Annotated in this window: 25 protein-coding genes; 18 read left to right on the plus strand and 7 right to left on the minus strand. The window is 35.8% G+C overall.

Annotation, left to right across the window (positions count from 1 at the left end; genetic code table 11):
- Nucleotides 1-2 precede the first annotated feature (2 nt).
- The 15 genes from EXIGUO8A_RS16860 to EXIGUO8A_RS16930 all read left to right on the plus strand — a co-directional run bounded on the left by EXIGUO8A_RS16860 (nucleotide 3) and on the right by EXIGUO8A_RS16930 (nucleotide 15,572).
- Entirely contained in the window at nucleotides 3-1,010 is a 1,008-nt protein-coding gene (locus EXIGUO8A_RS16860) for a zinc-binding alcohol dehydrogenase family protein (RefSeq protein ID WP_159304061.1), read from the plus strand.
- A 47-nt stretch (nucleotides 1,011-1,057) separates the two neighbouring features.
- Nucleotides 1,058-1,891 (plus strand): DUF4437 domain-containing protein, encoded by an 834-nt coding sequence (locus tag EXIGUO8A_RS16865; RefSeq protein ID WP_159304062.1) that lies wholly within the window; start codon nucleotides 1,058-1,060, stop codon nucleotides 1,889-1,891.
- Between the two features lie 131 nt (nucleotides 1,892-2,022).
- Nucleotides 2,023-3,669 (plus strand): FAD-dependent oxidoreductase, encoded by a 1,647-nt coding sequence (locus EXIGUO8A_RS16870; RefSeq protein WP_159304063.1) that lies wholly within the window; start codon nucleotides 2,023-2,025, stop codon nucleotides 3,667-3,669.
- Nucleotides 3,670-3,680: 11 nt separating this feature from the next.
- Nucleotides 3,681-4,547 (plus strand): AraC family transcriptional regulator, encoded by an 867-nt coding sequence (locus tag EXIGUO8A_RS16875; RefSeq protein ID WP_159304064.1) that lies wholly within the window; start codon nucleotides 3,681-3,683, stop codon nucleotides 4,545-4,547.
- A 211-nt stretch (nucleotides 4,548-4,758) separates the two neighbouring features.
- A complete protein-coding gene (locus EXIGUO8A_RS16880) occupies nucleotides 4,759-5,604 on the plus strand; it encodes an enoyl-CoA hydratase/isomerase family protein (RefSeq protein ID WP_159304065.1) in 846 nt (281 codons plus the stop codon).
- A 213-nt stretch (nucleotides 5,605-5,817) separates the two neighbouring features.
- Nucleotides 5,818-6,801: a zinc-dependent alcohol dehydrogenase family protein gene (locus EXIGUO8A_RS16885; protein WP_159304066.1), complete on the plus strand. Its 984-nt coding sequence runs from the start codon at nucleotides 5,818-5,820 to the stop codon at nucleotides 6,799-6,801.
- 209 nt (nucleotides 6,802-7,010) lie between these two features.
- Nucleotides 7,011-7,970 carry a 2OG-Fe(II) oxygenase family protein gene (locus EXIGUO8A_RS16890; protein ID WP_159304067.1) on the plus strand — a complete coding sequence of 320 codons (960 nt, stop codon included), beginning with the start codon at nucleotides 7,011-7,013 and terminating at the stop codon, nucleotides 7,968-7,970.
- Between the two features lie 95 nt (nucleotides 7,971-8,065).
- The gene (locus EXIGUO8A_RS16895; protein ID WP_159304068.1) at nucleotides 8,066-8,854 is read left to right on the plus strand and encodes an SDR family NAD(P)-dependent oxidoreductase; all 789 of its coding nucleotides are present in this window, start codon (nucleotides 8,066-8,068) and stop codon (nucleotides 8,852-8,854) included.
- A gap of 135 nt (nucleotides 8,855-8,989) precedes the next feature.
- Nucleotides 8,990-9,823: a hypothetical protein gene (locus tag EXIGUO8A_RS16900; protein ID WP_159304069.1), complete on the plus strand. Its 834-nt coding sequence runs from the start codon at nucleotides 8,990-8,992 to the stop codon at nucleotides 9,821-9,823.
- 240 nt (nucleotides 9,824-10,063) lie between these two features.
- The gene (locus EXIGUO8A_RS16905; protein WP_116769103.1) at nucleotides 10,064-10,687 is read left to right on the plus strand and encodes a MarC family protein; all 624 of its coding nucleotides are present in this window, start codon (nucleotides 10,064-10,066) and stop codon (nucleotides 10,685-10,687) included.
- 43 nt (nucleotides 10,688-10,730) lie between these two features.
- On the plus strand, nucleotides 10,731-11,285 hold the full coding sequence (locus EXIGUO8A_RS16910; RefSeq protein WP_159304070.1) for an NAD(P)H-dependent oxidoreductase: 555 nt from the start codon (nucleotides 10,731-10,733) through the stop codon (nucleotides 11,283-11,285).
- Between the two features lie 40 nt (nucleotides 11,286-11,325).
- Nucleotides 11,326-13,224, plus strand: coding sequence for a monovalent cation:proton antiporter-2 (CPA2) family protein (locus EXIGUO8A_RS16915; protein WP_159304071.1), 1,899 nt, complete (start codon nucleotides 11,326-11,328; stop codon nucleotides 13,222-13,224).
- Nucleotides 13,225-13,412: 188 nt separating this feature from the next.
- A complete protein-coding gene (locus EXIGUO8A_RS16920) occupies nucleotides 13,413-13,997 on the plus strand; it encodes a DUF6515 family protein (RefSeq protein ID WP_159304072.1) in 585 nt (194 codons plus the stop codon).
- Between the two features lie 162 nt (nucleotides 13,998-14,159).
- Nucleotides 14,160-14,774 (plus strand): DUF6134 family protein, encoded by a 615-nt coding sequence (locus EXIGUO8A_RS16925; protein ID WP_159304073.1) that lies wholly within the window; start codon nucleotides 14,160-14,162, stop codon nucleotides 14,772-14,774.
- 36 nt (nucleotides 14,775-14,810) lie between these two features.
- Nucleotides 14,811-15,572: a patatin-like phospholipase family protein gene (locus tag EXIGUO8A_RS16930; RefSeq protein ID WP_159304074.1), complete on the plus strand. Its 762-nt coding sequence runs from the start codon at nucleotides 14,811-14,813 to the stop codon at nucleotides 15,570-15,572.
- Between the two features lie 8 nt (nucleotides 15,573-15,580).
- Here EXIGUO8A_RS16930 and EXIGUO8A_RS16935 read toward each other — a convergent pair whose 3' ends face one another.
- The 6 genes from EXIGUO8A_RS16935 to EXIGUO8A_RS16960 form a co-directional block, all read right to left on the minus strand.
- Entirely contained in the window at nucleotides 15,581-16,192 is a 612-nt protein-coding gene (locus tag EXIGUO8A_RS16935; protein WP_159304075.1) for a DEAD/DEAH box helicase, read from the minus strand.
- Between the two features lie 86 nt (nucleotides 16,193-16,278).
- Nucleotides 16,279-17,178 (minus strand): EamA family transporter, encoded by a 900-nt coding sequence (locus EXIGUO8A_RS16940; protein WP_159304076.1) that lies wholly within the window; start codon nucleotides 17,176-17,178, stop codon nucleotides 16,279-16,281.
- A gap of 128 nt (nucleotides 17,179-17,306) precedes the next feature.
- Nucleotides 17,307-18,464 carry an iron-containing alcohol dehydrogenase gene (locus EXIGUO8A_RS16945; protein ID WP_159304077.1) on the minus strand — a complete coding sequence of 386 codons (1,158 nt, stop codon included), beginning with the start codon at nucleotides 18,462-18,464 and terminating at the stop codon, nucleotides 17,307-17,309.
- Between the two features lie 50 nt (nucleotides 18,465-18,514).
- Entirely contained in the window at nucleotides 18,515-19,147 is a 633-nt protein-coding gene (locus EXIGUO8A_RS16950) for a nitroreductase family protein (RefSeq protein WP_159304078.1), read from the minus strand.
- Between the two features lie 12 nt (nucleotides 19,148-19,159).
- A complete protein-coding gene (locus EXIGUO8A_RS16955; protein WP_317164615.1) occupies nucleotides 19,160-19,834 on the minus strand; it encodes a Rossmann-fold NAD(P)-binding domain-containing protein in 675 nt (224 codons plus the stop codon).
- Complete coding sequence (locus EXIGUO8A_RS16960) at nucleotides 19,827-20,411, minus strand: TetR/AcrR family transcriptional regulator (RefSeq protein ID WP_159304079.1); 585 nt, start codon at nucleotides 20,409-20,411, stop codon at nucleotides 19,827-19,829. Before EXIGUO8A_RS16960 ends, EXIGUO8A_RS16955 begins: the two co-directional genes overlap by 8 nt.
- 222 nt (nucleotides 20,412-20,633) lie before the next feature.
- Between EXIGUO8A_RS16960 and EXIGUO8A_RS16965 the strand changes: the two genes are divergently transcribed.
- On the plus strand, nucleotides 20,634-21,848 hold the full coding sequence (locus EXIGUO8A_RS16965) for a patatin-like phospholipase family protein (RefSeq protein WP_159304080.1): 1,215 nt from the start codon (nucleotides 20,634-20,636) through the stop codon (nucleotides 21,846-21,848).
- 124 nt (nucleotides 21,849-21,972) lie between these two features.
- Complete coding sequence (locus tag EXIGUO8A_RS16970; protein ID WP_159304081.1) at nucleotides 21,973-23,013, plus strand: leishmanolysin-related zinc metalloendopeptidase; 1,041 nt, start codon at nucleotides 21,973-21,975, stop codon at nucleotides 23,011-23,013.
- A gap of 149 nt (nucleotides 23,014-23,162) precedes the next feature.
- Here the strand turns inward: EXIGUO8A_RS16970 and EXIGUO8A_RS16975 are convergent, their stop codons facing one another.
- Nucleotides 23,163-24,005, minus strand: a complete 843-nt coding sequence (locus tag EXIGUO8A_RS16975) for a helix-turn-helix domain-containing protein (protein WP_071342277.1) — start codon at nucleotides 24,003-24,005, stop codon at nucleotides 23,163-23,165.
- A 225-nt stretch (nucleotides 24,006-24,230) separates the two neighbouring features.
- Between EXIGUO8A_RS16975 and hxlB the strand changes: the two genes are divergently transcribed.
- Nucleotides 24,231-24,815 (plus strand): 6-phospho-3-hexuloisomerase, encoded by a 585-nt coding sequence (gene hxlB, locus EXIGUO8A_RS16980; protein WP_159304082.1) that lies wholly within the window; start codon nucleotides 24,231-24,233, stop codon nucleotides 24,813-24,815.
- Nucleotides 24,816-24,836 lie beyond the last annotated feature (21 nt).

A 24,836-nucleotide genomic window follows, 5' to 3' on the forward strand; every position in this document is an offset into this window, starting at 1 on the left:
GTATGAAAGCAATAGGATACAAAGAGAACCTTCCAATTGACAATATAAAGTCTTTACAAGATGTAGAATTGGAAACTCCAAAAGCTACAGGAAGAGATATTTTAGTAGAAATAAAAGCTATTTCCGTAAATCCGGCAGATTATAAGGTACGTGCAGGAATGCCCGCAGAAGGTGACAACTGGAAAGTTATTGGCTGGGATGCAACGGGAATTGTAACTGCTGTTGGAGAAGATGTAACCTTGTTTAATGTAGGAGATGAAGTTTGGTACGCAGGCGATTTTACTCGTCAAGGTAGTTATGCAGAATACCAAATTGTAGATGAGCGTATTGTTGGTCAAAAACCTCAAAGCTTATCTTATGCTGAAGCTGCTGCATTACCATTAACCACGCTTACAGCCTATGAAATGTTGTTTGATAGGTTAGACGTATCTAAAGAAGATGCCAACAAATCTATTTTGGTCATCGGTGCCGCTGGTGGTGTAGGTTCTATTTTGGTGCAATTGGCTAAAAAACTGACCAAGTTGAATATTATAGGTACGGCTTCTCGTGAAGAAACTACGTCTTGGTTAAAAGAATTAGTCGCAGATACGGTTATTAACCACAGAAATAAATTGAGCGAAGAGTTCGAGAAATACAATTTACCGGCTCCGGAGTATGTAGTAAGCTTAAATGCTACGGAACACCACGTAGATGAAATTGCTAAACTGATAAAACCTCAAGGGAAATTCGGATTTATAGATGACCCAAAATCACTAAATGTAATGCCTTTTAAAGGCAAAGCGGTCTCTACGCATATAGAGTTAATGTTTACACGCTCTATGTTTCAGACCGAAGATATGATTGAGCAGCATAATATATTGAACAAAGCTTCTGAATTAATCGACAACGGAACTATTAGAACTACGTTAGGTGAAAATTTTGGAACTATAAATGCTGAAAACCTTAGAAAAGCTCACGCTTTTTTAGAAACAGGTAAAGCAAAAGGTAAAATTGTTTTAGAAGGGTTCTAACCTTAATAAATCAAATAACAATACGAAAATAAAGAAACAACATCAAAATGAAAAAACAGCTATTAATTGCATTGGCAATAGTAACAACAGTATATATTAATGCACAAACACCAACAACAGATCCCACCAAATCTGTAAATGAGGTAGTAACAGCAGACAACGTAGAATGGGGATGGTTAAATCCGTTACGAGGCGATAAAAGTCCGGCTGCCGGAAAACTTTGGGGAGATCGTACAAAAAATGAACCTGCAGGTTTTTTAGTAAAATTTAAAAAAGGATTTTCTTCGCCTCCACACATTCATAACATTACCTACCGTGGTGTTGTGATTCAAGGATTATTACATAATGATGATGAAAATGCGGAAAAACAATGGTTACCGGCAGGATCTTATTGGCAGCAGCCAGCAGGAGAAGCACATATTACAGCTGCTGACGATAATGAAAATATGGCTTTTTTAGATATTCAAGAAGGTCCATATTTGGTACAACCAACATCGGAAGCTTTTGATAATGGCGAAAGACCAATTAATGTAGACAAAACCAATTTAGTATGGTTAAACGCTAAGGATATTGAATGGGTTTCTGCAAAGAGTAATGTTGAAACTGCCTTTTTATGGGGAAGCCACGAGGAAAATCAATTGCGTGCAACACTTTTGAGGTTACCAGCAGGTTTTAGTGGAAGCATTAAAAATTTAAGTCTGAATTTTAGAGCTGTAGTTATTTCTGGGGGAATATCACATCATTTTTCTAAAAAGGGAACTAAAAATCAATTAGACGCTCCTTCATATTTTGGGGCAGAAGAAAACGCAACCTCTATCATTTCAACAACTAAAGAAACGGTAATTTATATTAGAAGTAATGGTGATTTTGAAGTGAAGTAAAACAGCCAATTGCATTTCTATAGGATGTGTGAAGTAAATAGTAGAAATTACTTAACTGGCTTAAACGATATTAATTGTCTTTGGTTGGTTTAATTACGTATTTTAGTTAAGCTACTAATAGAAGAAGAATTATGATTGATCCTAAATATCCAGAACTTACCGATCTGCAAGTAGAGAAGCTTAAATCTTACGGTGAAATCGAATTTTATAAAGAGCCCACCGTGGTGTTGGATTTTGGTGATCAACACTACGATTTTTTCGTAGTGCTCACTGGTGGAATAAGAATTATTGATCCGGATAAAAAAGATGACAGTCTTACCATACATAGAAGGCATCAATTTTCTGGATCAAGTAGTATTCTCTCTCATAGAACGGTTGGTGTATGTGGCGAAACTTTAGAAAACACACAACTAATACGTATTAGTCCCGAAAAGCTAAAAAGCGCCATTGCTAAATTCAGCGATATTAGTGACGTATTACTGAATGCCTTTTTATTGCGGGAAGATGCTCTTAAAAACAACGTTCAGGGCATAAAACTAATAGGTTCTGAACATTCTAATGAAACGTATGCTATCCGAGATTTTATGGATAAGAATGATATCTGGTACAATTTTATAGATTCTGATAAGGAGGACGGATTGGTACAGATGTTAGATACTTTCAACTTAAAGGAATCGGATTTACCGGTATTGATCAATAGTCAGAATAAAATTTCTATTCGCCCTTCGATTGATGAAATTGGTATGTGTACGGGAGTTCGGTTAGAACTAGATGATGAAATCTATGATGTTTTGGTCGTAGGCGCTGGACCTGCAGGTTTGGCTGCTAGCGTATACGCATCTTCAGAAGGATTGAGTGTATTGACCATTGACAGTAATTCTCCTGGCGGACAAGCCGGAAAGAGTTCTAAGATTGAAAATTACCTTGGATTTCCAACCGGAATTTCTGGACGTGACCTTGCCAACAACGGCTACATTCAAGCTCAAAAGTTTGGCTGTACTATTTCCGTTCCGCATAGAGTGGAAGGCATTGAACGTAAAGAAGGTTACTATGAAATCAACTCTAACAACACTTCTACTTTAAAAGCCAAAACGGTAATTGCTGCAACTGGCGCTGCATATAGAAGACTCCCTTTAGAGGGAATTGAAAAATTTGAAGGCTCTGGCATTTACTATAGCGCCACATCTATGCATGCCAATATGTGCAAGAATAGTGAAATTGGTATTGTTGGCGGTGGTAATTCTGCGGGTCAAGCAGCATTATTTTTAGCTAATTATGCGCACAAAGTTTATGTAATTATCAGAAATGAGGATATTGGTGCCAAAATGAGCGATTATTTGGTGCAACGCATCATCGCTTGCGAAAATATTGAAGTATTGACCAGTAGTAACGTGGTTAAAGTTCTTGGAGATACGTATTTAGAAAAGGTTGAAATCAAAAAGAATGATACGTTAATGGAGAATAACATCAATTACCTGTTCACTTTTGTTGGTGCCAAACCTTGTACCGAATGGCTCGACAATATTATCGATACCGACGAAAAAGGTTTTGTACACACGGGTCTCACTATTTGCGATAATGCCCTTAAAAGCGAAACGGTATTCAACAATAGAAAGCCTTATACATTCGAGACCAGTTTACCCGGACTTTTTGCTGTGGGCGATGTGCGTTCAGGTTCGGTAAAACGTGTAGCTTCGGCAGTAGGCGAGGGGTCTATTGTGGTGAGTGATATCCATAAGTTTTTGGCTCTGGAAAACGAAGTGAATACTATATCTTAATTTTAAAGACCATGCCACGTACCATAATTGAAAATATTGTAATTCAAGAATACAAAGAGCAAACGTTTTTTGAATTTTGTAAATACACAACCATTCGGTTTTTTGAAATTGTTTACTTTGAAAAAGGTACGGGCACCATTAAAATTAATGGGAAAACGGTAAACTATTCGGCTAACAGTATTTTCGTTTTTGTGCCGGACGATATTTACATCGTAAATCCGGAATCGGCAACTACAACTGTAGCCATTAAGTTTTTAAAGAGCTTTTTTAGGGGAGATGCTCCGCAGAATGCAAATCTTCCGATAAACGATTGGTTTCGTAAAATTGAAGGTATTTTAAATAGCGAAAGTCATCAATTACGTGAAATGCGTTTTGAAACGGAATCGGACAAAATACACCTGATATCACTGATAAAAATGGTGGCTGCTGAAAACGATAAAAAGAAATCGCATGATCTCTTTATCATTCAAAATTCACTTTCTGTAATTCTTCATTTAATTGCGCGTAACATCCAGTTTTTAAATGCCGATATGAGTACTAAAATTGTTGAATCGTCTAAAATTCAGCAAATCATCAACTTTATTCACGCAAATATTTACAATTCAGAATTACTTACCACCAAATACTTGGCAGAAGAGTTTCATATGGCGGACAATTATATTAGTGAGTACTTTAAAAAGCATACCGATGTTTCTTTAAAAAAGTACATTCTTAACTACAAATTAAAACTGGTAGAAACCCGTTTAAAATATACCGATTTGCAGTTTTCAGAAATTGCAATGGAATTAGGGTTTACAGATTCTAGTCACCTTAACAAAACTTTCCAAAGTTATAAAGGGATGACTATTGGTTCGTATAAGGCTAGTATTTCTGCATAATTTTTCAATAGAATATTTTTTAATCAACACTGTTATCGGTCTCCAAAATCGATGGTTTTACTGTATTCTATATTTTATCCACCTAAAAAAATACTATTTACCTCTTTTTTTACCAGAAGCCCTTTGTTTTTTACCCATTTGAAAGTGTAAGTCCAAGATACCTTTGTACTGTAACTAATACAGGACAAATAAAAACCAAAAACTAAATATTATGGACTACAAGAATTTTCAAACATTTACGGCAACACAAACAGGAGGAATTTTAACAGTTGATATCAACTTTGGACCTGTAAACGTACAAGGGCAAGAAATGCTGGCAGATTTAAGTAGCCTTTGCTTGCGATTAGAACGCGATAGAAGTGTAAAAGTAGTCGTTTTTGAATCTTCAAATCCAGATTATTGGGTGTGCCATTATGATACCAACTTACTTAAAGATATGTCTACAGAAGCGGTACCAAGAAACGAAGTACAGTTATTGGACTTACAAGCTGTACTTGAAAGATTAAGCAAGGTGCCACAAGCAACTATAGCGAAAATTGAAGGTTTTGCACGAGGAGGCGGACATGAAATGGCATTGGCATTAGATATGCGTTTTGCCGCGAGAGGAAAAGCCAAGTTTATGCAGATGGAAGTAGGTATGGGTATTTTGCCTTGTGGTGGCGGTGCTTCCCGTATGGCAAGGCAAACAGGATTGGGGAAAGCATTAGAAATAATATTAGGAGCAAGAGATTGGGATGCTGATGAAGCTGAAAAATTTGGAACCATAAACAAAGCTTTAGACGCTGATGAAATAGGACCTTATGTGGATGCTTTGGCAGAACGTATCTCAAAATTTCCTGCAGATTCTATTGCGGCTAGCAAACGTGCGGTGTATGCATCAATAGATTTGCCAATAAAAGAAGCTTTAAAAGAAGAAGCGTACCAATTGTTTCAGGCTACAAGTAGAACACCAGCTGTTAGACGCTTCCGGTATGCCGATGAGAACGGTGCCCAGTTTGACCATAACAACCAAAAGAATTGGGAGCAAATGGTGATGGATATTCAAGAAGTAAATTAAGGACGCTGTAGCGCCTTGCGCTACACGCTTTACGCCTATCGCATATCGCAGTTTTGCGTAGAGCGTGTTGCGTAGAGCGTGTTGCGTAGAGCGTGTTGCGTAGAGCGTGTTGCGTAGAGCGTGTTGCGAATAGCGAAAAAATATAGACTCTGTCCTTAGGCTAGAGATATATTCACAGATAAATAGATTAAAACAATAAAAAGAAGAAAGATTATGAAAGCAATGTTATTAAACAGTTACGGAGAAAATGCAAATTTTGAATTTTCAGAAATAGCGAAACCAGAAGTTACCGCAAATCACGTTTTAGTAAAAATAGCGGCATCTAGTGTAAATACTATAGACACTATGATTAAAAATATGGGTAATGATTTGCCTTTGTCACCTGCAACTCCAGCATTATTGGGAATGGATTTTTCAGGAATTGTAGAAGCAGTTGGCGATGGTGTTGAAGGTTTTAATGTGGGCGATGAAGTCTATGGTTGTGCGGGCGGTCTCGGCGATTTACCAGGTACATTGGCAGAATATATTGTGGCAGATAGCAACCTTGTGGCCCACAAACCAAAAGGGTTGACAATGCACGAAACTGCAGCATTACCACTAGTAGCTATCACGGCATACGAAGGTTTAACAAGAGCAGGTGCAAAAGCGGGTCAAAAAGTATTGGTACACGGAGGTTCCGGTGGTGTTGGTCACTTAGCGGTTCAACTGGCTAAATATTTTGGAGCCGAAGTTTTTGCAACAGGAACAGGCGACAACCAAAAAGCGATTGTAGAAAAATTTGGTGCAACCTTTATTGACTTTAAAACTGAAAAGGTAGCAGATTACACAGCAAAATATACCGATGGTGGTTTTGATGTTGTTTTTGATACCGTTGGTGGTGCAAACTTGAACAATTCTATTGAGGCTGTTGCTTTAAACGGACATATTTCTACGACAGTTTCTTTATGTGAGTTAGATTTAACTCCGTTGCACTTTAAAGGTGCATCATTACACGTAGTATTTATGCTAATACCAATGTTGCACAATTTTAAAAGAGAGGAACATGGAAATATCTTAGAGCGTTTAGCTGAAATTTCTAACGAAGGACACTTAACTCCAATTGTAGATGAAAACAGCTTTTCTTTAGAACAAGTTGGTGATGCTTACGCACATTTACAAAGTGGTAAAGCTATTGGTAAAATAGTAGTAGAAAACTAAAAATAATAGGGATTTGCAATGTATCCTTATGTCTGACTAATAGTGATGAATGCCTCTTTTTTAGAGGCATTTTTCATTTTTAGAAAGTCAACCTTGTTTTTTACCTAAACTTCCATTTTTGTTACCAAACGCCAACCGGTGTTGGTCCTTAACTTTGTATTAAATAAAAAGAACAAAAGCAGTTATACAACTTTTAAAAAATAAAAATCATGAAAACAATAACAAATACAAATGCACTTGAACAAGCCCTTGCACTGGAAGTTCCTACACGAGAAGCTTCATTAAGACGCGATCCATCTGTTGCTCAATTTTGGAATGACAACCGTACATTGTTAGAAGACGCTTGGGCAGAATGGGAAACTGAAAATAAAGACGATTTGCTGGTTCCTGATGAATCATTACTTGACCCACGTTTACGTAAAGCAATTAAAGACGCTTGGGAAAATCCTGAAAAAGAATCTGCTGTTGCCGATTTGTGGGAAGAAATTATTCCTGGTGTTTATGTTGCACAATTTTTTGATCTTGAACGTTTAGCAGAATTCCGCAGTTATTTAGAAGATGTGGTCAACTCAAAGATTCCGAAACGCGCACCTTACGGTATTCAGTTGAATCGTTATGGTATGATGTTAGATCCACGATCTGAAGGTCATCTTGCAGCTCCTAATTTTCAGGCATTTTATAATGAAATGATGGATCGTTACATGCGTCCAATTGCGCGTTTGCTACTTGGCACTTATGGCTACGATAACCAAACCTTTGGTTTCTCTATTCAGTACAATCCAGATAAGGATAAAGATTTGCATGCACATACCGATGCCTCGGCAGCTACCTTAAATATTAATATTAACTTACCTGATGAAGAATTTACTGGATCAGAAGTTGATTTCTATGATAAATCTTCCGGAAAAACGGTACAAACAACTTTTGAACCAGGTAAGGCAATACTACACCGTGGTAATGTGCCGCATGCTACACACCCAATTACCAGTGGACAACGTAGTAATTTAGTAGTATGGTTATACGGAGATCGTATGCAAATACCACGAGGTAGTACCAGTAGCTATGGTGGCAATAATACCGCAACAAACGTTGTTTCGGCGGAAGACATTACTGCACGCCAGCGTTGGAGTTTACCAGATGGTCCTAAAGATACCATTGCACCATTTTAATAAGACTTGAAAAGCGTTATTGCTTAGAAACACATATAAAATTGTAGCGGTTATTTTACTGCTACAATTTCATTATAAGAATAAAAAGAAATAGCATGAAAAAATATATACTCATTACAGGAAGTACAGATGGTATAGGCAAACTTTTAGCGTTACGTTTAGCGAAAGAGGGAAACTTTGTGGCTATCCATGGTAGAAACCAAACAAAATTAGAAACTACATTAAAAGAAATAAAAGAGCAATCCAATAACGAAAATATAATTGGCTTTTTAGCGGATTTCTCAAACCTAGCAGATGTAAAAAAAATGGCTACAGATGTCATTGAAAAAATGTCGAAAATTGATGTGCTGGTTAATAACGCAGGTATTTTTACCAGTAAGGTAGATAGTACTTCTTCGGGAATTGATATTCGTTTGGCAGTAAATTATTTAGCACCGTATCAACTTACCAATTCAGTTTTAAGTTTACTTAAAAAATCAGATGCCCCACGCGTGGTAAATTTGAGTTCAGCGGCACAGTCTCCGGTTTCATTGATTGCATTAGAAGGAAAAGCGAATTTAGGTGCTAATGAGGCCTACGCCCAAAGTAAATTGGCACTTACCATGTGGAGTTTTGATTTGGCAGAACAAGAGCCAAACATTACCGTAGTTGCCGTAAACCCTGGTTCATTGCTAAACACTAAAATGGCGAAGGAAGCATACGGACAACATTGGTCGCCCGCTGAAAAAGGTGTAGATATTCTTTATGATTTAAGCATGACAGATTTAGCAAAAACCGGTCAGTATTTCGATAATGATAAAGGTTCGTACGCAACTGCACATCCAGATGCATATAACAGTGAAAAAATAAAGGAACTTTTGAAGACTACAGATCAATTGATTTAAGCAATCTTGTTTGGTTAATTTTTCCATTGCAATGCTAGCAATTCATCGAAAAGAGGGCTAATATCAAAATATAAGGTATTATTTCTGGTTATCAATTTAATAGGATTAATGTTCAATCAATTAAAAGAAACTTCGATGAAGAATAGAAACCAATACAATACTGTCTTGTTTTGTTTGATTTTTGCCTTTATCTCTTCATGTTCCAGTGATGATACAAGTGATGATTTAGACGCGACAAACACAACGGAAGAAAACCTAATTGAAGATGCTGAACCGAATGAGGAGGAGGCATCCACTAGTGACACTGGAGAAAATGATGATGCTACAGAAACCGATAACTCATCACCATGTAATGCTGAAAATAGTGTATATAATGAGGCTGACGGACTTGTAATGGTTGAATTTGAAAGTGGCCAATTTAGTGACGATTGGGAATTGAAAACACAAGGTGATAACTACACAGGAGATGGTTACATGGTTTGGACAGGAGACCAGTTTCTTGGTAATCCCGGAAATGGGACGGTAACCTTTAAATTGAACATTACCACACCTGGTACATATCGATTTGAATGGCGCTCTTCTGTAACAACGGGAGATCAGGGTACAGAACATAATGACTCTTGGTTAAGATTTGCCGATGCAGATGATTTCTTTGGAGAAAAAAATGACAGTAGAGTATACCCAAAAGATACAGGCAAAACCCCTAACCCTAATGGGTCGTCTAAAGATGGCTGGTTTAAAATTTATAGAAGTGGTAATGACTTGGATTTTAAATGGAATACATCAACAAGCGATAATGATGCCCATAAAATATACGTGACTTTTAATACCCCTAAAATTTACACAATGGAAGTCTCGGCACGTTCTTCGGGCCATGCCATAGATAAATTTGCTTTATTTTCTTCTTCTTGGACCATGAATGAGGCAACAGCAGACTCCATCGACAGTAGTGCGGTTACATGTAATTAGTCTTTTTCAGATGGTTTGTTATGCATTTTAGCATTAATGAATCTAAATGTTAGAATAAATTATATGTATAAAGCTTAAATTATACTTCAGGAAATTTAAATTATAATGCTGAGATTAATTTTAATTGGTCTCGGCATTTGCTATATTATAAAACGATTAAATAATGCCAAAAGTTTCAAAATAATTTAGGAATTTCAAATGGAATTGAAGTTATTGCACGATTAAATTCTATTCAAAATAATGGATGACTTAATTACATTTTCAATTGCCGTTTTTACTGGCTTTTTTGCCATTACAAACCCAATTTCCAATATGACCGTTTTTTTATCGTTGACCCAAGGTGCCGATACTAAAACCAAGGAGGATATCAATAAAAGGGCAAATTTAATTGCGTTTATAATTGTATTGGTTTTTGTTCTTTTAGGAAAGTATATTTTTGAGTTGTTCAATATCAGTATTCCTGCATTTAAGATAACCGGTGGAATCCTTATTTTCTATATCGGTTTTGAAATGCTACAATCTAAACAATCGAACGTAAAAAATATTAAACATGTGAACATCGATGAAAATATCGCTGTTTCACCACTTGCCATTCCTATTTTAGCGGGTCCTGGTACCATAGTAACCGCAATGAACTTTGTATCTAGTGCCCAACCTGTTCATATTGCCATCGTAATCGCAATATTTGGATTCATGAGTCTATTAACCTACTTCACTTTTAGACTTAGTAACTTGATCGTAAAATTGGTTGGCTTTAATGTTATATCGGTAATCGGTAAAATTATGGGTTTGATCATTGCCATAATCGGTACAGGTATGATTATAGAGGGCATTAAACTTTCCTTTGATCTAATGACAAATTAATTGGCTTAAATGACCATAGCTATAGGTTCTTAATTTATACGACATGAAAAAAGTACTTGTTCTGTTTGCGCATCCGAAGTTTGAGAAATCACGTGCAAATAGCATTTTGGTGAATTATATTAAAGATAAAGAGGGGGTAACTTTTCATGACCTGTACGAACAGTATCCAGATTTTCATATTGATGTCCACTTTGAAAAAAAATTGTTGGAAGAACATGATGTTATCATATGGCATCATCCTATGTACTGGTATAGTTGTCCTCCCTTATTAAAACAATGGATAGATATGGTCTTGGAGTTTAATTGGGCGTACGGACCAAATGGTAAGGCCTTGGAATCAAAAATATGCTTAAACGCAATAACTACTGGAGGCAGTAAAGAATTGTATTGTACACAAGGTAGTAATAGCTATACCATAACAGAATTTTTAAGACCTTTTGAGCAAACCGCAAATTTGTGTCTTATGAACTACCATAAACCATTTACCGTTATGGGCACTTATAAATTGTCTGATGATCACCTAAATGAATACGGTGTTCAATACAGCTCATTGATAGATCGCCTGCAAAAAGAAATAACCGTGCTTAGTTCTTCATAGCACACAAGCTTGTCGTTTACCATAAAAAACCAAACCAACTATGACCGGAAGTCTACTTTTTGTTGCCATTGTTTTCTTATTAGGCGCTATTATCTGTGTTTCATTAGCCAAAAGATTAGGACTAAGTTCTGTTATTGGATATTTAATTGCAGGTGTGTTAATAGGTCCTTATGTGTTAGGTTTCATTGGTGAAGAAGGGGATGATATTCTTCATTTTGCTGAATTTGGAGTAGTCATCATGTTATTTCTTATAGGCTTGGAAATTGAGCCTAAGAACTTCTGGAATATGAGAAAGAGCATTACTGGCATGGGGGGCTTTCAAGTTGCCGGAACCATGATACTATCTTACCTGTTCTTCATCTTTTTAGATTATGATTGGAAAGTTGCATTGGTCATCTCAATGGCCATTGCATTGTCATCTACCGCAATAGCAATGCAGACGATTAAGGAAAAAGGTTTAATGGATACCACGTTTGGTAATTCGGCATTTTCAATTTTACTTTTTCAAGATATTATTGTCATATTCATGTTGGGTGCGATTCCGTTGCTTTCCAATACAAATAGCGAAACCAACGGCAATGAACATGAAGCCACCGGAAATCTTTTAGATAGCTTACCTATGGGCTACCAGACCTTGGCAATTATTCTATCGGTATTTCTGATTATTGGAGCTGGTAGATATTTGATCGTACCCATGTTGAGAAGAGTCGCAAAAACAGGTGTTCGTGAGTTGTTGATCGCATCTGCTTTTCTAATCGTATTCAGTATTTCGTTTTTAATGGAGTACGTTGGTCTTTCTCCGGCATTGGGCGCTTTCTTAGGCGGAGTGGTTTTATCTAGCAGCGAATATAAACATGAACTCGAAAGTACTTTAGAGCCTTTCAAAAATCTAATGTTAGGTCTGTTCTTTATTGCAGTTGGAGCATCTATCAACTTTGTTGTAATCGCAAAAATGCCTTGGACGATTGGAGGTATTCTAATTACCGTTATCCTCATTAAAGCATTGGTGCTGTTCATTACCGGACAAGTATTTAAATTGAAATTGGACCAAAAACTATTATTGACTTTTGGATTAGCGCAAGTAGGGGAATTTGCATTCGTTCTTTTATCCTTTGCTTTTCAACTAAATATTCTTGAACAAGAGCAAATGGATATTCTTTTGGTAATCACCGCACTGACCATGTCTTTAACTCCCATCATAAGTATTATTAACGAACGTTTTATTTTACCTAAAATCGGTACTAAAGAATCGATTAAGAGACCAATGGACCATATTGCAAAAACACAAAACGTAATCTTGGTTGGTTTTGGGCATTTTGGTAGTACTGTGGGGCGATTTCTTCGTTCTCATGGTATTGAAGCTACTATTTTGGATCAAGATTCCAATCGGGTAGACTTTCTTCGTAAAATGGGATTTGAAGTGTATTATGGTGATGCTACCAGAATAGATCTTTTGGAATCTGCAGGAATAGCAGAAGCCAAAATTTTAATATGCGCCATTGATAACCCAAGCATTACAAAAAGAATTACTTCTCTTGTAAAAGAACATTATCCTCATGTGGAGCTAATGATTAGGGCACAAAACCGATATGATGCCTATGAGTTACTGAATATGGGCTTTGAGAATATTTATAGGGAATCTCTTGATACATCACTTTCACTGGCAAGGGATGTGCTTAGCAAATTAGGCTTTAGAAAATACACGCTGAATAGGCAAGTTCAGAATTTTATTAAATATGATGAATCTAGTTTAAGAAGATTGGCATCTGAATCTAAAGAAGATGAAAACTACATTTTTAAAGCTCGTAAAGAACTGGAAGAGCAAGAGCGATTGTTGGAAGAAGACTTTAAAAGAGGAATTGTAGAATATGATAATCATTGGGACAGTGAGTCCATTAGAAAAGTATTAAAGAATCAACAAAACAACACTAACCCTTAACTTATCCATCGCTTAAAAGGTAAAAAAATGGAGTTTTAACTTCTATAAAATATGTTCATTAGTAGATAAAAAAGTCCATATCGTCTATTTTCTCTCACTTTAAAAGGTATCCGATTAAACCACTGCAGCAATAAACTGTCAAAGTATTGAACGTAAAAATAAAAGTTTAACCTTTTAAATTTTAAACGATGAAAACAATTACTAGAACATATGCAGTACTTAGTGTGTTATTAATTGCATTTGCCTTACCAAGTAATGCGCAAACACGTAAAAGAACAACAACAAAAACCACTACTACCAAAACAGTTACAAGAACGCCTGGTAGGGTTTCAAGTAAAAAAGTAGTGTACAAAACACCTACCAAGAAAGTGGTTTCGGTAAGATCGGTACCAAACAAAACCGTGGTTAGACATAACGGTCAAAGCTATTACTATTCCAATAACAAATATTACACGCAATCAAGAGGTAGATATATCGCTATTGCTCCTAAAATTGGATTTAGAATAAATACCCTACCTCCAAATTCCGTTAGGGTCAGATTTAATAATCACCTATATTTTAATGTTGGAGGAACTTTTTATATAGAATCAAATTCTGGATACGAAGTGGTGGAGCCAGAAATTGGCACAGTGGTCTATGAATTGCCAGATGGGTATGAAAAAGTAACTATTGACGGTTTTACATATTACGAGTATGCAAACATCCTGTATGAAAAAATACAGATAGATGGTTCTAGAGCTTATGAAGTAGTAGGTATCATTGATATGGAATAATAAAGATTATAAATGGAGTTTTAAAGGGCTTATCTTAATTGATAAGCCCTTTATCATTTGTATATTTTTGAAAAATGACAATCGTTAGTTTTTATAGTAATTCATTTGTTTAGTTTTACTATTATTTAAAAAATTACATCATAATCCAAAGAACAACAATACATGCCATCTAGAAGTCACCAGTTTTTAATTTTTATGATTGCCCTTGTTTTAGTTAGTGCCATGCCGAGCAATATAGATGTTAAAGAGCATGTGCTATCATTTAATATTGTACATAAAGATAAAGTCATTGGTAATTTAACAGCAACAAAGACGATAAGCGATGCTACTATTCGTTACAAAAGTATTACGGCTATAAAAACTAGAATAATCAAAGAAATTGAGGTAGACTATAAATACGATGTGTTATACGAAAATGAACGTTTAAAAAAATCAAGTGTTGTTATTGATGTCAATGATAAACCTTATGCCGATATCATTACCCACAAAGAGCAGAATACCTATCAGATTATTAAAAATAGTAAGAAAGAAAAGACCGTAGAAGGTGATATTGATTATGCGACCATATTACTATATTTCAAAGAACCTATTGGTGTCGATCGCTGTTTTTCTGAGCAAGACGGTAGTTTTAATAGTATTGTTTCTTTAGGTAACCACGTCTATAAAAAGATAAATGCCAAAAATCATGAAAATGTATATTATTATACAGACGGATTTTTGCAAAAAGCGGAAATTAATGGAGGATTAATAAAGTTTGAATTAATAGCCCAGAATTGATGTAAAACATAATTTGAAAATTTCAATAATTCGAACATGAATACAGGATTAGTTTTATCTGGAGGAGGTATAAGGGGTGTTGCACATATTGGAGCTATAAAAGCCTTGGAAGAACATGATATTTTCCCCAATCATATTTCTGGAACTAGTGCTGGTGCAATTGTGGGTGCACTATATGCCGGAGGCATAACATGGCAAGAGATTTTAAAATTTTTCAAAGAAATACCCATTTTCCATACCAATAGATTCGCACGTAGAAAACCAGGTTTGCTGGATACAGAGAAATTTTATGACGAGTTTAAAAAATTCTTTCCAAATGATGATTTTAAATCGTTACCAAAATCCTTGTTTATAACGGCTACAGATATTATTAAAGGTGAATTGGTGATTTTTAAAGAAGGCCAGCTGATCATACCGGTTTTAGCTTCTGCAACTTTTCCGGGTGTTTTTTCACCAATCGATATTGACGGAAATTTTTACATTGATGGGGGAGTGTTGAACAATTTTCCGGTAGAACCACTTATAACTAGATGTGATACCCTTATTGGAAGTTATGTAAATGCTTTAAAACCTGTTCAAATTACCGATTTAAAGCATTCATATAATGTGCTTGATAGGGCATATAAAATAAAATCAGCCGCTGAGTCGCTTGCAAAATTTTCTGCCTGCAAGTTTGTAATCTCGCCTAACGAGTTATGTGAGTTTGCCACTTTTGATATGAGAAATATTGATTCCATTTTCAAAATAGGCTATGATAGTACCATCAATGTTTTAAATGAAGTAGGTTACGGAAAGTAAGCTTTAATTTACACCTTTACATACTGCGAACGTTCCATAAAGAAATCTTCGAATCGTTCCAATTTTGGAGTTAGCTTTTCAGCATATAGAACATACTGGCATTTCATTATACTTTGCGAAACGGTAATCATTGCAGTATAATTCGATTTTTGACTTAGAAAATCGCCATCATCAATGCTGCATATTTTTAATTGTGACGTACTTACACCATTTAATAAAAACAATTTGTGCAAGGTGGGGGGAGTCGTGATTAAAATATCGATCCCTTCAAATATTTCCGATTTTTGAATATCAATATGCAATTCCTTATAACTGGCATATAGTCTCATATCCGTATACTTGGTATATTCGAAAAACTTATCATAAAGTTCCAATACCTTTTCCTTATTCTCAACAACCACAACAGCTCTAGGCGCATTTCCCTCGGCTTTACATTGTAGTTTTTGTAGGGTGGTCAAAATTAAAGTTGTCGTCTTTCCACTTTCTTTTGGTCCTGTGCAATACACATTTGCACCACTTTTTATTACAGGAATACTCCTTTTCTGAAGTTTTGTAGGTTCTTCAATAGAAAAATTTGACAACCTTTCAAGTAAATGCGGATTCAGTTTTTTAAATGCCATAAATTGCTCCTCTTTTTAAACAAGTTGCTAGTTCACAAAGATACTATCTACAAAGGGCTATACCAATTAGATAGTGCTTTTAAGTACTAACTGTACAGTATTAGAAATACGCCTAGCATGATCCCTGCCAGCGGTACCAGTTTCTTACGTTTATTCTGTTCCTTAAATATAAAACCTCCTATAACTACAGCAATCAATATTTGACTTCGTTTTATGGCGGACAAAAGCATGATCAACGCGTCTGGATCTTGTAATGCCTTAAAATAGAAATAATCGGCTATTTGCAGTAAAATACCAACCAACGGTATGGTCCAACGCCAAGTAAAGGCTTTTCTCTTTTCTTTAAAAGGAAACCAGGTTATGGTAAGTATGATCAATAAGAACAAAACGGTGTATAAGCAAAACCAGAATTGTAATGTTTGCGGATTTAATGCTAAACTTTGTATTAAGAACTTATCGTACAATCCGCTAGAAGCTCCTAAAAAAGTTGCTCCGACTATGGCAAAAATCCACTTATTTCGCTTAAAATGAATTCCTTCTTTTTTTCCTATTCTGGAATACAAAATCACCGAAAATATGATGAGAAAAAAACCTATCCACTGCCACGAATTCGGCTTTTCTTGGTAAATGGTAATAGCACCTATAAAAGTAAAAAACGGACCAGCAGATCGTATGGGCGTAACAATGGTTATAGGTAAATGTTTTAATGCCTGATAAGCCAACACCCATGATGCCGCCATTATAGCCGATTTTATTGCGATAAACCCGTGTGTTTTAAGAGGAATATTGGTAATATAAAAATCTATGGATACCATATAATCCTTAAAAAACAAAGACCCAAGATAAAAGGGCAGGAGCAATAAAAACCCCGATGAGATAGTGCCCAGTAGTACAGGAAAAACTTCATTGCCTTGCACCGCATGCTTTTTGCATAAGTTATGTAATCCTAAAAATAAAGCCGCTAAAAGTCCAAGGTACATCCACATAATGCGCGCGAAGATATTGGTTTTCTACTATTAGTTCATATTAAGAAAACTTTATGCAACCTATTGAAAATAAAAAAAGGGGATGCCTCTCTACAAGACATCCCCTTTTTCAACACTCAAACTAAATTTTAATAAGCCATCTTAACGATTTTCTCAGCGTCTTCTGGCAGTAAAGCTTGTCGTTCACCTAATTTCCAACCACGATCTGTAAAGCGTTTAGAAATTTCTTCGGCAGTACCTTCATATTCTTTCGTGTAATCCGATAATTTGGTATCGATTCCTAATTCATGAAAGAATGCTACGGTCTTTTCAATGGCCGCATAAGCCTTATCATCAACACTTCCTTCGGTTATATTCCAAACACGTTCACCGTACTGTGCCAATTTTTCCTTTTTAGCTTCAAAATTATATTTATAATGACTTGGTGCCACTATAGCCAAGGTACGTGCATGATCAATACCGAACAAAGCAGTTAACTCATGACCCATCATATGTACGGCCCAGTCGCCAGGAACTCCTTTTTGAATTAAACCGTTCAGTGCCATTGTACAGCTCCACATAAAATCTGCAGCTGGTTTATAATCTGTTGGGTCTTTCAAAACTTTTGGTGCCACGTCGATCAATGTCTGTAGAATACTTTCGGCAAACCTATCTTGCAATAATGCATCTATCGGGTAGGTCATATATTGCTCTAGAACATGGGTAAAAGCATCTGTAATACCATTTGCCAATTGGCGCTCTGGTATAGATGTAATTACCTGTGGATCTAGGATAGAAAACTCTGGGTACAATCCTGGTCCGCCCATAGCCAATTTTTCTTTGGTTTCGGCTCTAGTGATTACCGCGCCAGAATTCATTTCAGAACCTGTAGCCGGCAATGTTAATACGGTGCCAAAAGGCATCCCTTTTTTGGTTCTCACATTTTTGGTAAGTATATCCCAAGGCGTATCACCATCATAGACCGCAGCTGCCGATAAAAATTTTGTTCCATCAATAACAGAACCACCACCAACAGCAAGTAGATAATTTATATCTTCTTTTTTTATGACCTTTAATGCTTCCATTAAGGTTGCATATTCAGGATTGGCTGGTATACCACCAAACTCGATCATATCTACATCTGATAATGCCTTTGTTACTTGATCGTATATTCCATTTTTTTTAATACTACCTCCACCATAAAGCATTAAAACTTTAGCATCAGCAGGTATTTCACTTTCTAATTTCGCTATGGTATCCTTTCCAAAAATAATCTTGGTAGGGTTCTTAAATTCAAAATTGTTCATTTTTTCTCTTCTTTCTAATTTGTAATCTATATTTATAATTTGATAAAAGGTTACTCTATAACCGTGACCAAATCTTTCATTGGTTTTCTAACCTTTACTAGATTAACCAACCAATCTTCACTTTCATTTCTATAACCTAGTGGCAACAAAACAGCACTACGTAATCCTTTTTCGCGTAAGCCTAAAATTTTGTCTACGGCATCTGGATCAAACCCTTCAATTGGGGTAGCATCTACCTCTTCAAAAGCTGCTGCGGCTATGGCTTGAGAAAAAGCAATGTAAGCCTGTTTTGCGGCATGGTTAAAGTTTTCTTCAGCATCTTTCTGTGGGTATGAGTCCAATAACATGTTACGGTAGTTTTCCCATCCTTCGTTTTTAAATCCACGTATCTCGTTTGTTAGATCGAACATGTAATTAATACGTTCAACGGTATAGGTGTCCCAAGCAGCAAAAACTAAAAGGTGGGAGCAGTCGGTTATCATAGATTGATTCCAAGCTACTGGTCTTATTTGTTCCTTTATATCTTGATTTTTTACGACAATGATTTCAAATGGCTGCAAACCGCTTGAAGTAGGAGCAAGGCGAGCAGCTTCTAATATACGCTCTACCTTATCTTCCGCCACTTTTTCGCCGTTCATTGCTTTAGCTGCGTATCTCCAGTTTAATTTATCTAATAATTCCATGCTATAATTTATTTAAGTTGTTTTTGCTAATTGTTTTATATCGTCTGATGTAATAATTACATTGGTATTACTTGTAGTATTCGCTATATTCAACATCGCCTGCGCTATGCAATCGGCATTGACTATTTTATATTTTTTCAGCGGACCGATAAATAAGGGTTGTATAATTTTAAATACAACGAGACCTATCTTTTCCAAAACCCTACGTTCATCTCTATTTCCACCAATTAAAGAAGGTCTCAAAATAGCGGTCTTTTGTATGCCCTGATCCAAAACACCTTGCTCCATTTCACCTTTGGTACGATTATAAAAAACGCTACTTTTTTTATTGGCGCCCATGGCAGAAACCACTATAAAGGTTTTGATTCCGTTTTCTTTAGAAAGCTTGGCCGCTGCTACCGGTATACCATAATCTATGGCTTTATACCTTTCTTTATCGGGAGTCTTTTTCGCGGTAGTCCCTATACAACAATACATTTCATCTGCTGTAAACTCATTCTTGAACTGATCCAAGGCCAACAAATTACCAATATGCTGATGTACTTTATTGGGCAAACCATCAATTCTAGACCTTGAAAATAGTTTTATGGTTTGGTACCTTTCGTCACCTATTAGGCGATCTAAAAGTAATCCACCGGTTAAACCGGATGCTCCTAATATTATAGCTGTCTTTTTTATACTATTCACACACTTTTATACTATTCCAAGCTGCTTCATAGGCTTGCTTTAATTGAGCCTCGTCTAATTGTACAGAGCCACGGTTTTGGGCTATGACCAAAAATGAAAGCGGATTTATGGCGTATGCATACAGCATGTACTCAGACATGGGTTTTATAACACCCTCTTTTATTCCACGCCTCCAAAGATCCAATAGGGGTTGTAAGTGCTTAATACCTTCTTGCCTACTAGCTTCATCGATCATAGGAGTATTATCACATTGTGCTAAAAACATAGAATTGGCACACTCTTTCATTTTAAATTCTGCAATACGTTTCCAAATGACCTCAAAACCCTTTTCTACTGTCATGCTTTCGTCATAAGTGGCAAAAGCATACTCAGTATACTTAGATTTCACTTCTATATAAGTTTTATTGACCAAGTCTTGCTTATTTTCAAAATACAGATATATAGTAGCTGGTGATACACAGGCCATTTTAGCTATTTTGCTCATTGGCGTGGCATGAAAACCATTGTTGTTCACAAGTTCTATGGTTGCATTAATAAGTGCATTACGTTTGTCTATACTTTTTTGAAGTGCTGCCATAAGTCTAATTCTTTACACAAAGTTACAAAAAATGAATGTTCATTCTTTTTTATTAACACAACTTTAATCATACCATTAAAATACAATATCCTCATAAATTCTAAGAACTTCCTATAATAACTTTATACCATAATTCACTAACTTTAAGATGTCTAATAAAGGTAGTTCCCACGTCCTTTTTATTTACCACATCTACTAACCTTACTAGGTATTCCATAACACATGTATAAAATTCTATCTTTAGATGGCGGCGGAAGTTGGGCAATAATTCAATTGCTTACCTTAAAAGATCGTTACGGAAATTTAAACGGTCACCAAATACTTCAAAAATTTGATTTAATTATTGCAAACTCAGGGGGCAGTATCGTGTTGGCGGCATTGGCAGAAAATTATTTTTTAGACAAGGCAATTGCCCTTTTTAAGGAGAAAAGTAATAGGGAGCTTATTTTTCATAAAAATACTTTTAAAGACCGCTATTTTCCGGTGGATTATCTCGGCCTCTTCAATGCAGGTTTCGGACCTAAATATAGTGCCAAAAGAAAAAAGGAAGCGTTTGAGAGCTTGTTTCCCGAAATCGATAAAATACAAATGGATGAACTTCCAAAACTCATTGGAAAGAATTCCCTTAAAATTGTTGTTGCAACATACGATGCACTGAACAATCGTGCAAAATTTTTTAAATCGTTCTCATCGAATTCCGAAGGAGATGATTCCGTTAGACTTACACAGGCCATAAATGCTTCATCTAACGCTCCCGTACAATATTTTGATTTTCCTGCACGCTTTAAGGCTAAGGGTAGCGATATATTCTATGAGCTTTGGGACGGTGCTCTCGGCGGATTCAACAATCCTATTTTAGCAGGAATCATTGAAGCTTATAAATTGGGAGTAGACCTAAATACCATTCGCGTTGTTTCTTTAGGCACCAGTAATTCCTTAATGTCAGCAGATTCTAAAAGGGACTTTTGGAACTGGAAACAAATTGCGCTTCAATTCAGAAGAAAGAAATTCCATTTTTCAAAGTGGAAACCTCAATTTAATTTTTTTAAAGAAACGGTACTGCACCAAGCTAAAACCATATTATATCAACCGCCAGACACCGCCAATTACATTGCTATGATGTTTTTAAAAGCTGCAACGGGCAATAAACCAAATGAGCAGATTATTAGATTATCTCCTTTAATTCATTATGATAGCCATAGTTTTGAAGAAATTATTCCATTGATCCAACAGCTCTATAAAATGGATATGGACTTAACTACAGATGAAGAAATCGATAAATTAATAAAGTGTTTTATTGGTTGGAAAAACGGACTGATCTATAATCAGCCTATTGAATTTAGAGTAGAACGTAGTAATGACCTTCTATTCTTACAGGGCGATAAATGGTACAAAGACGGTATGGATAGGTGGATTACTTGGGATAGAAAATCTTAAAGCAAATAATTTTAATTACAAGAAAGAATAAACGAAAAGATTTTGTTAAATTAAACATAATTGATTTTTTAGCTCACTTACATGAGATAAACTATCAAATAATTACACTAAACACTATATTTTTATGAAAAACACTTTACAAAGAACTGGTAAATTTTTAGCTATCGGATGTGCATTAGGTGCATTCGTTTTCACATCTTGTACAGAAGATAAATTAGATTCTGAAGTCGAATTAGTACAAGAAGTTAAACCGCTTGAAATTGCCTTAAAAACCCCCACTGATAATCCTATAATTATTGATGATTTAGGAATTACAGATGTTCAAACTGCGAAATCCAGTAATGCAGAAAAAGGTCGTTATAATATCACTTTAAAGTATTTATTGCCTCCAACAGATAGACAAGTTGAAGTTTTCGAAGCTGCAGCCGCCAGATGGGAAAGAATTATTATTAAAGATGTACCAGATGTTTCTGGTCCAATACCGTCTGCTTTTCAAGGTTTTCCTGATATTGATACCATAGATGACCTCGTTATTGAAGTAGCATTAGCACCAATAGATGGCCCTGGTGGAATTCTTGGTCAAGCTGGACCTCAATTTGTAAGAACAGAAGATTTCTTATCATTGACAGGAGTTATGTTCTTTGACGTGGATGATTTAGATTTTCTTGAAGAAATAGACTTATTTGAAGAGGTTATTGTTCATGAAATGGGGCATGTTTTAGGAATAGGTACACTTTGGAATACAGTTCCTTTTGGTTTTGATAGAACCCTAAGGGCAGGTCCAGATAGCAATCCATATTTTACAGGAAAAAAAGCAAACGTTTTTTGGAATGCTGAAGGTGGTACAAATGAGTTACCTATTGAAAATATGGGAGGACCAGGTACTGCTTTAGGTCATTGGAGAGAATCTACTTTAAATAATGAACTAATGACAGGTTTCTTGAATCTAGGAGAGAATCCATTAAGTAGAATTACAGCTGGATCTATGAGAGATCTTGGTTATGGTTCTGCTTCCGTTGGAGAGTCTTATGACCTACCACGTGGAACAGAAGGAGTAGACATCAATGAATTAGGTGATGAAGGTACGGCTGAAAATCCTGGACTTAATATTGCTAAAATGGAGGTTTTATTAGGTATTAGAGGATTTGTCAATACGAGCAAATAATTAATATAATCATTTAGATTTTAAGCCTGCATCATATAATTATGATGCAGGCTTTTTTTTACATGGCTATATCTGTTATTACTTTAGCCGAATTTGGTTATCGTACCGAGTTTAGAGAATTGGCTCCTAGTCTATAGAAAATTAAAATATTAACTATACAAGGTATTATCATGAGAAATCACATGCTCTTTCACCTTGTTCTGAAACTCCTGTGGCGTCTGTTCCGCATGCTGTTTAAAGAACCTACTAAAATAGGAGTGATCTTTAAAATCTAGGTTATAGGCAATTTCTTTAATGGTATTCTCACTATGAATAATTTGGCGTTTTGCCTCAAGAATTAAACGGTCATGAATTAATTGTACTCCGGTTTTATCCAGCTTTTCTTTTAATATTTGATTTAAGCGCTTGGCACTTATACCTAATTGCTCTGCGTAGAATTTTGCATTTCGTTCTTCTTTATAGTTATTTTCCAATAATAACATAAACTCGTAAACCCTTTTTTCATTAATATCCTGCAGGGTAAAATGCTGCTCTTTTAAATGTATCAGCTTTAATAGAAAGACCTTTAAAAGGGCTTTGATCATAACCAGGTTTACGGTTTCCTTATTGTAATCATCTTTCAATAACTGCAATACGGTCGTTAAGCCTTTACTGGTTTCTTCATTTACCTGAAGACACGAAAACTCACCTTGTATATTGAACATTCTAAAAACGTCTAACAAAAATTCCTTTAGATCGCCTTCCAACAATTCTTGTTTAAAAGAAATCAAGACTCCATTCTTACCTGCCTTGTTCAATTGATGAACCCGGTATGGCGGTATTAGATAAATCCAATCTCCTCTTAATGTTTGAAAATCGTGCTGTGGTTCATGAAGTGCATCTTCATTGACCAACCATACGATCTCAAAAAAATCTCTTCTAGCTGGGTCGTTTAAATAAGCTGGTGGACAGTTACCTAAATCTTTAATGTATAATACTTTATCACTCAGCATAGCTTTAATTTATAAATGATCTAATTAATTATCAGTTATCATTTTAATCCATCAAAATGACCTTGTTTCCAAAATGTACCACAAAAATAGCGAATTCCACCATCAATAAATTAGGTATTGGCAAATTGTACCAGACATCTACCAAATAGTGTCATTTTCCTTACTAAACTCACAATAACTTTGTACCCAGTTAGAAAAAGAAGAACAAACAAAGTCAATTTAGCTATGGAGGATACACTTAGAAATAAGGAAACACAATTAGTGGAAAGTGCAATGAACATTATTATAAATGAGCATATAAAATTGACACACTCCATTAATTATAATGAAATAGCAAGTATGATTCCGACAATAAACAATGCCAAAAACATTTTTGTAATAGGAGCAGGCAGAACAGGATTGATGATGAAAGCATCGGCAATGCGACTGATGCACCTAGGGTATCAAGTACATGTTGTTGGTGAAACTACCGCACCGGCGATTGAAGAGGGTGATTTATTGATTGCTGGATCAGGATCAGGCACAACGAGTGGTATCGTTAGGGCTGCTGAAACTGCTAAAAAAGTAGGGGCAGGGTTAATTTGTTTTTCCACTAACAACACATCTCCTTTGGCAACTATGTCTGACCAAACAGTTGTTATACCCGCAGCACAAAAACAGGCAAGAGATGAAAATGTTTCTAAACAGTATGCCGGTAGCCTTTTTGAACAATCATTGCTTTTGACATTCGATGCATTGATACAAACCCTTTGGGATCTAGACGGCAGCACAGCATCTGAATTATGGAAACGTCACGCAAACATGGAATAAGAACAAGTTTAAATATATAAT

Origin of the sequence: Maribacter litoralis (assembly GCF_902506355.1) — a bacterium.
Lineage (GTDB): Bacteria > Bacteroidota > Bacteroidia > Flavobacteriales > Flavobacteriaceae > Maribacter > Maribacter litoralis.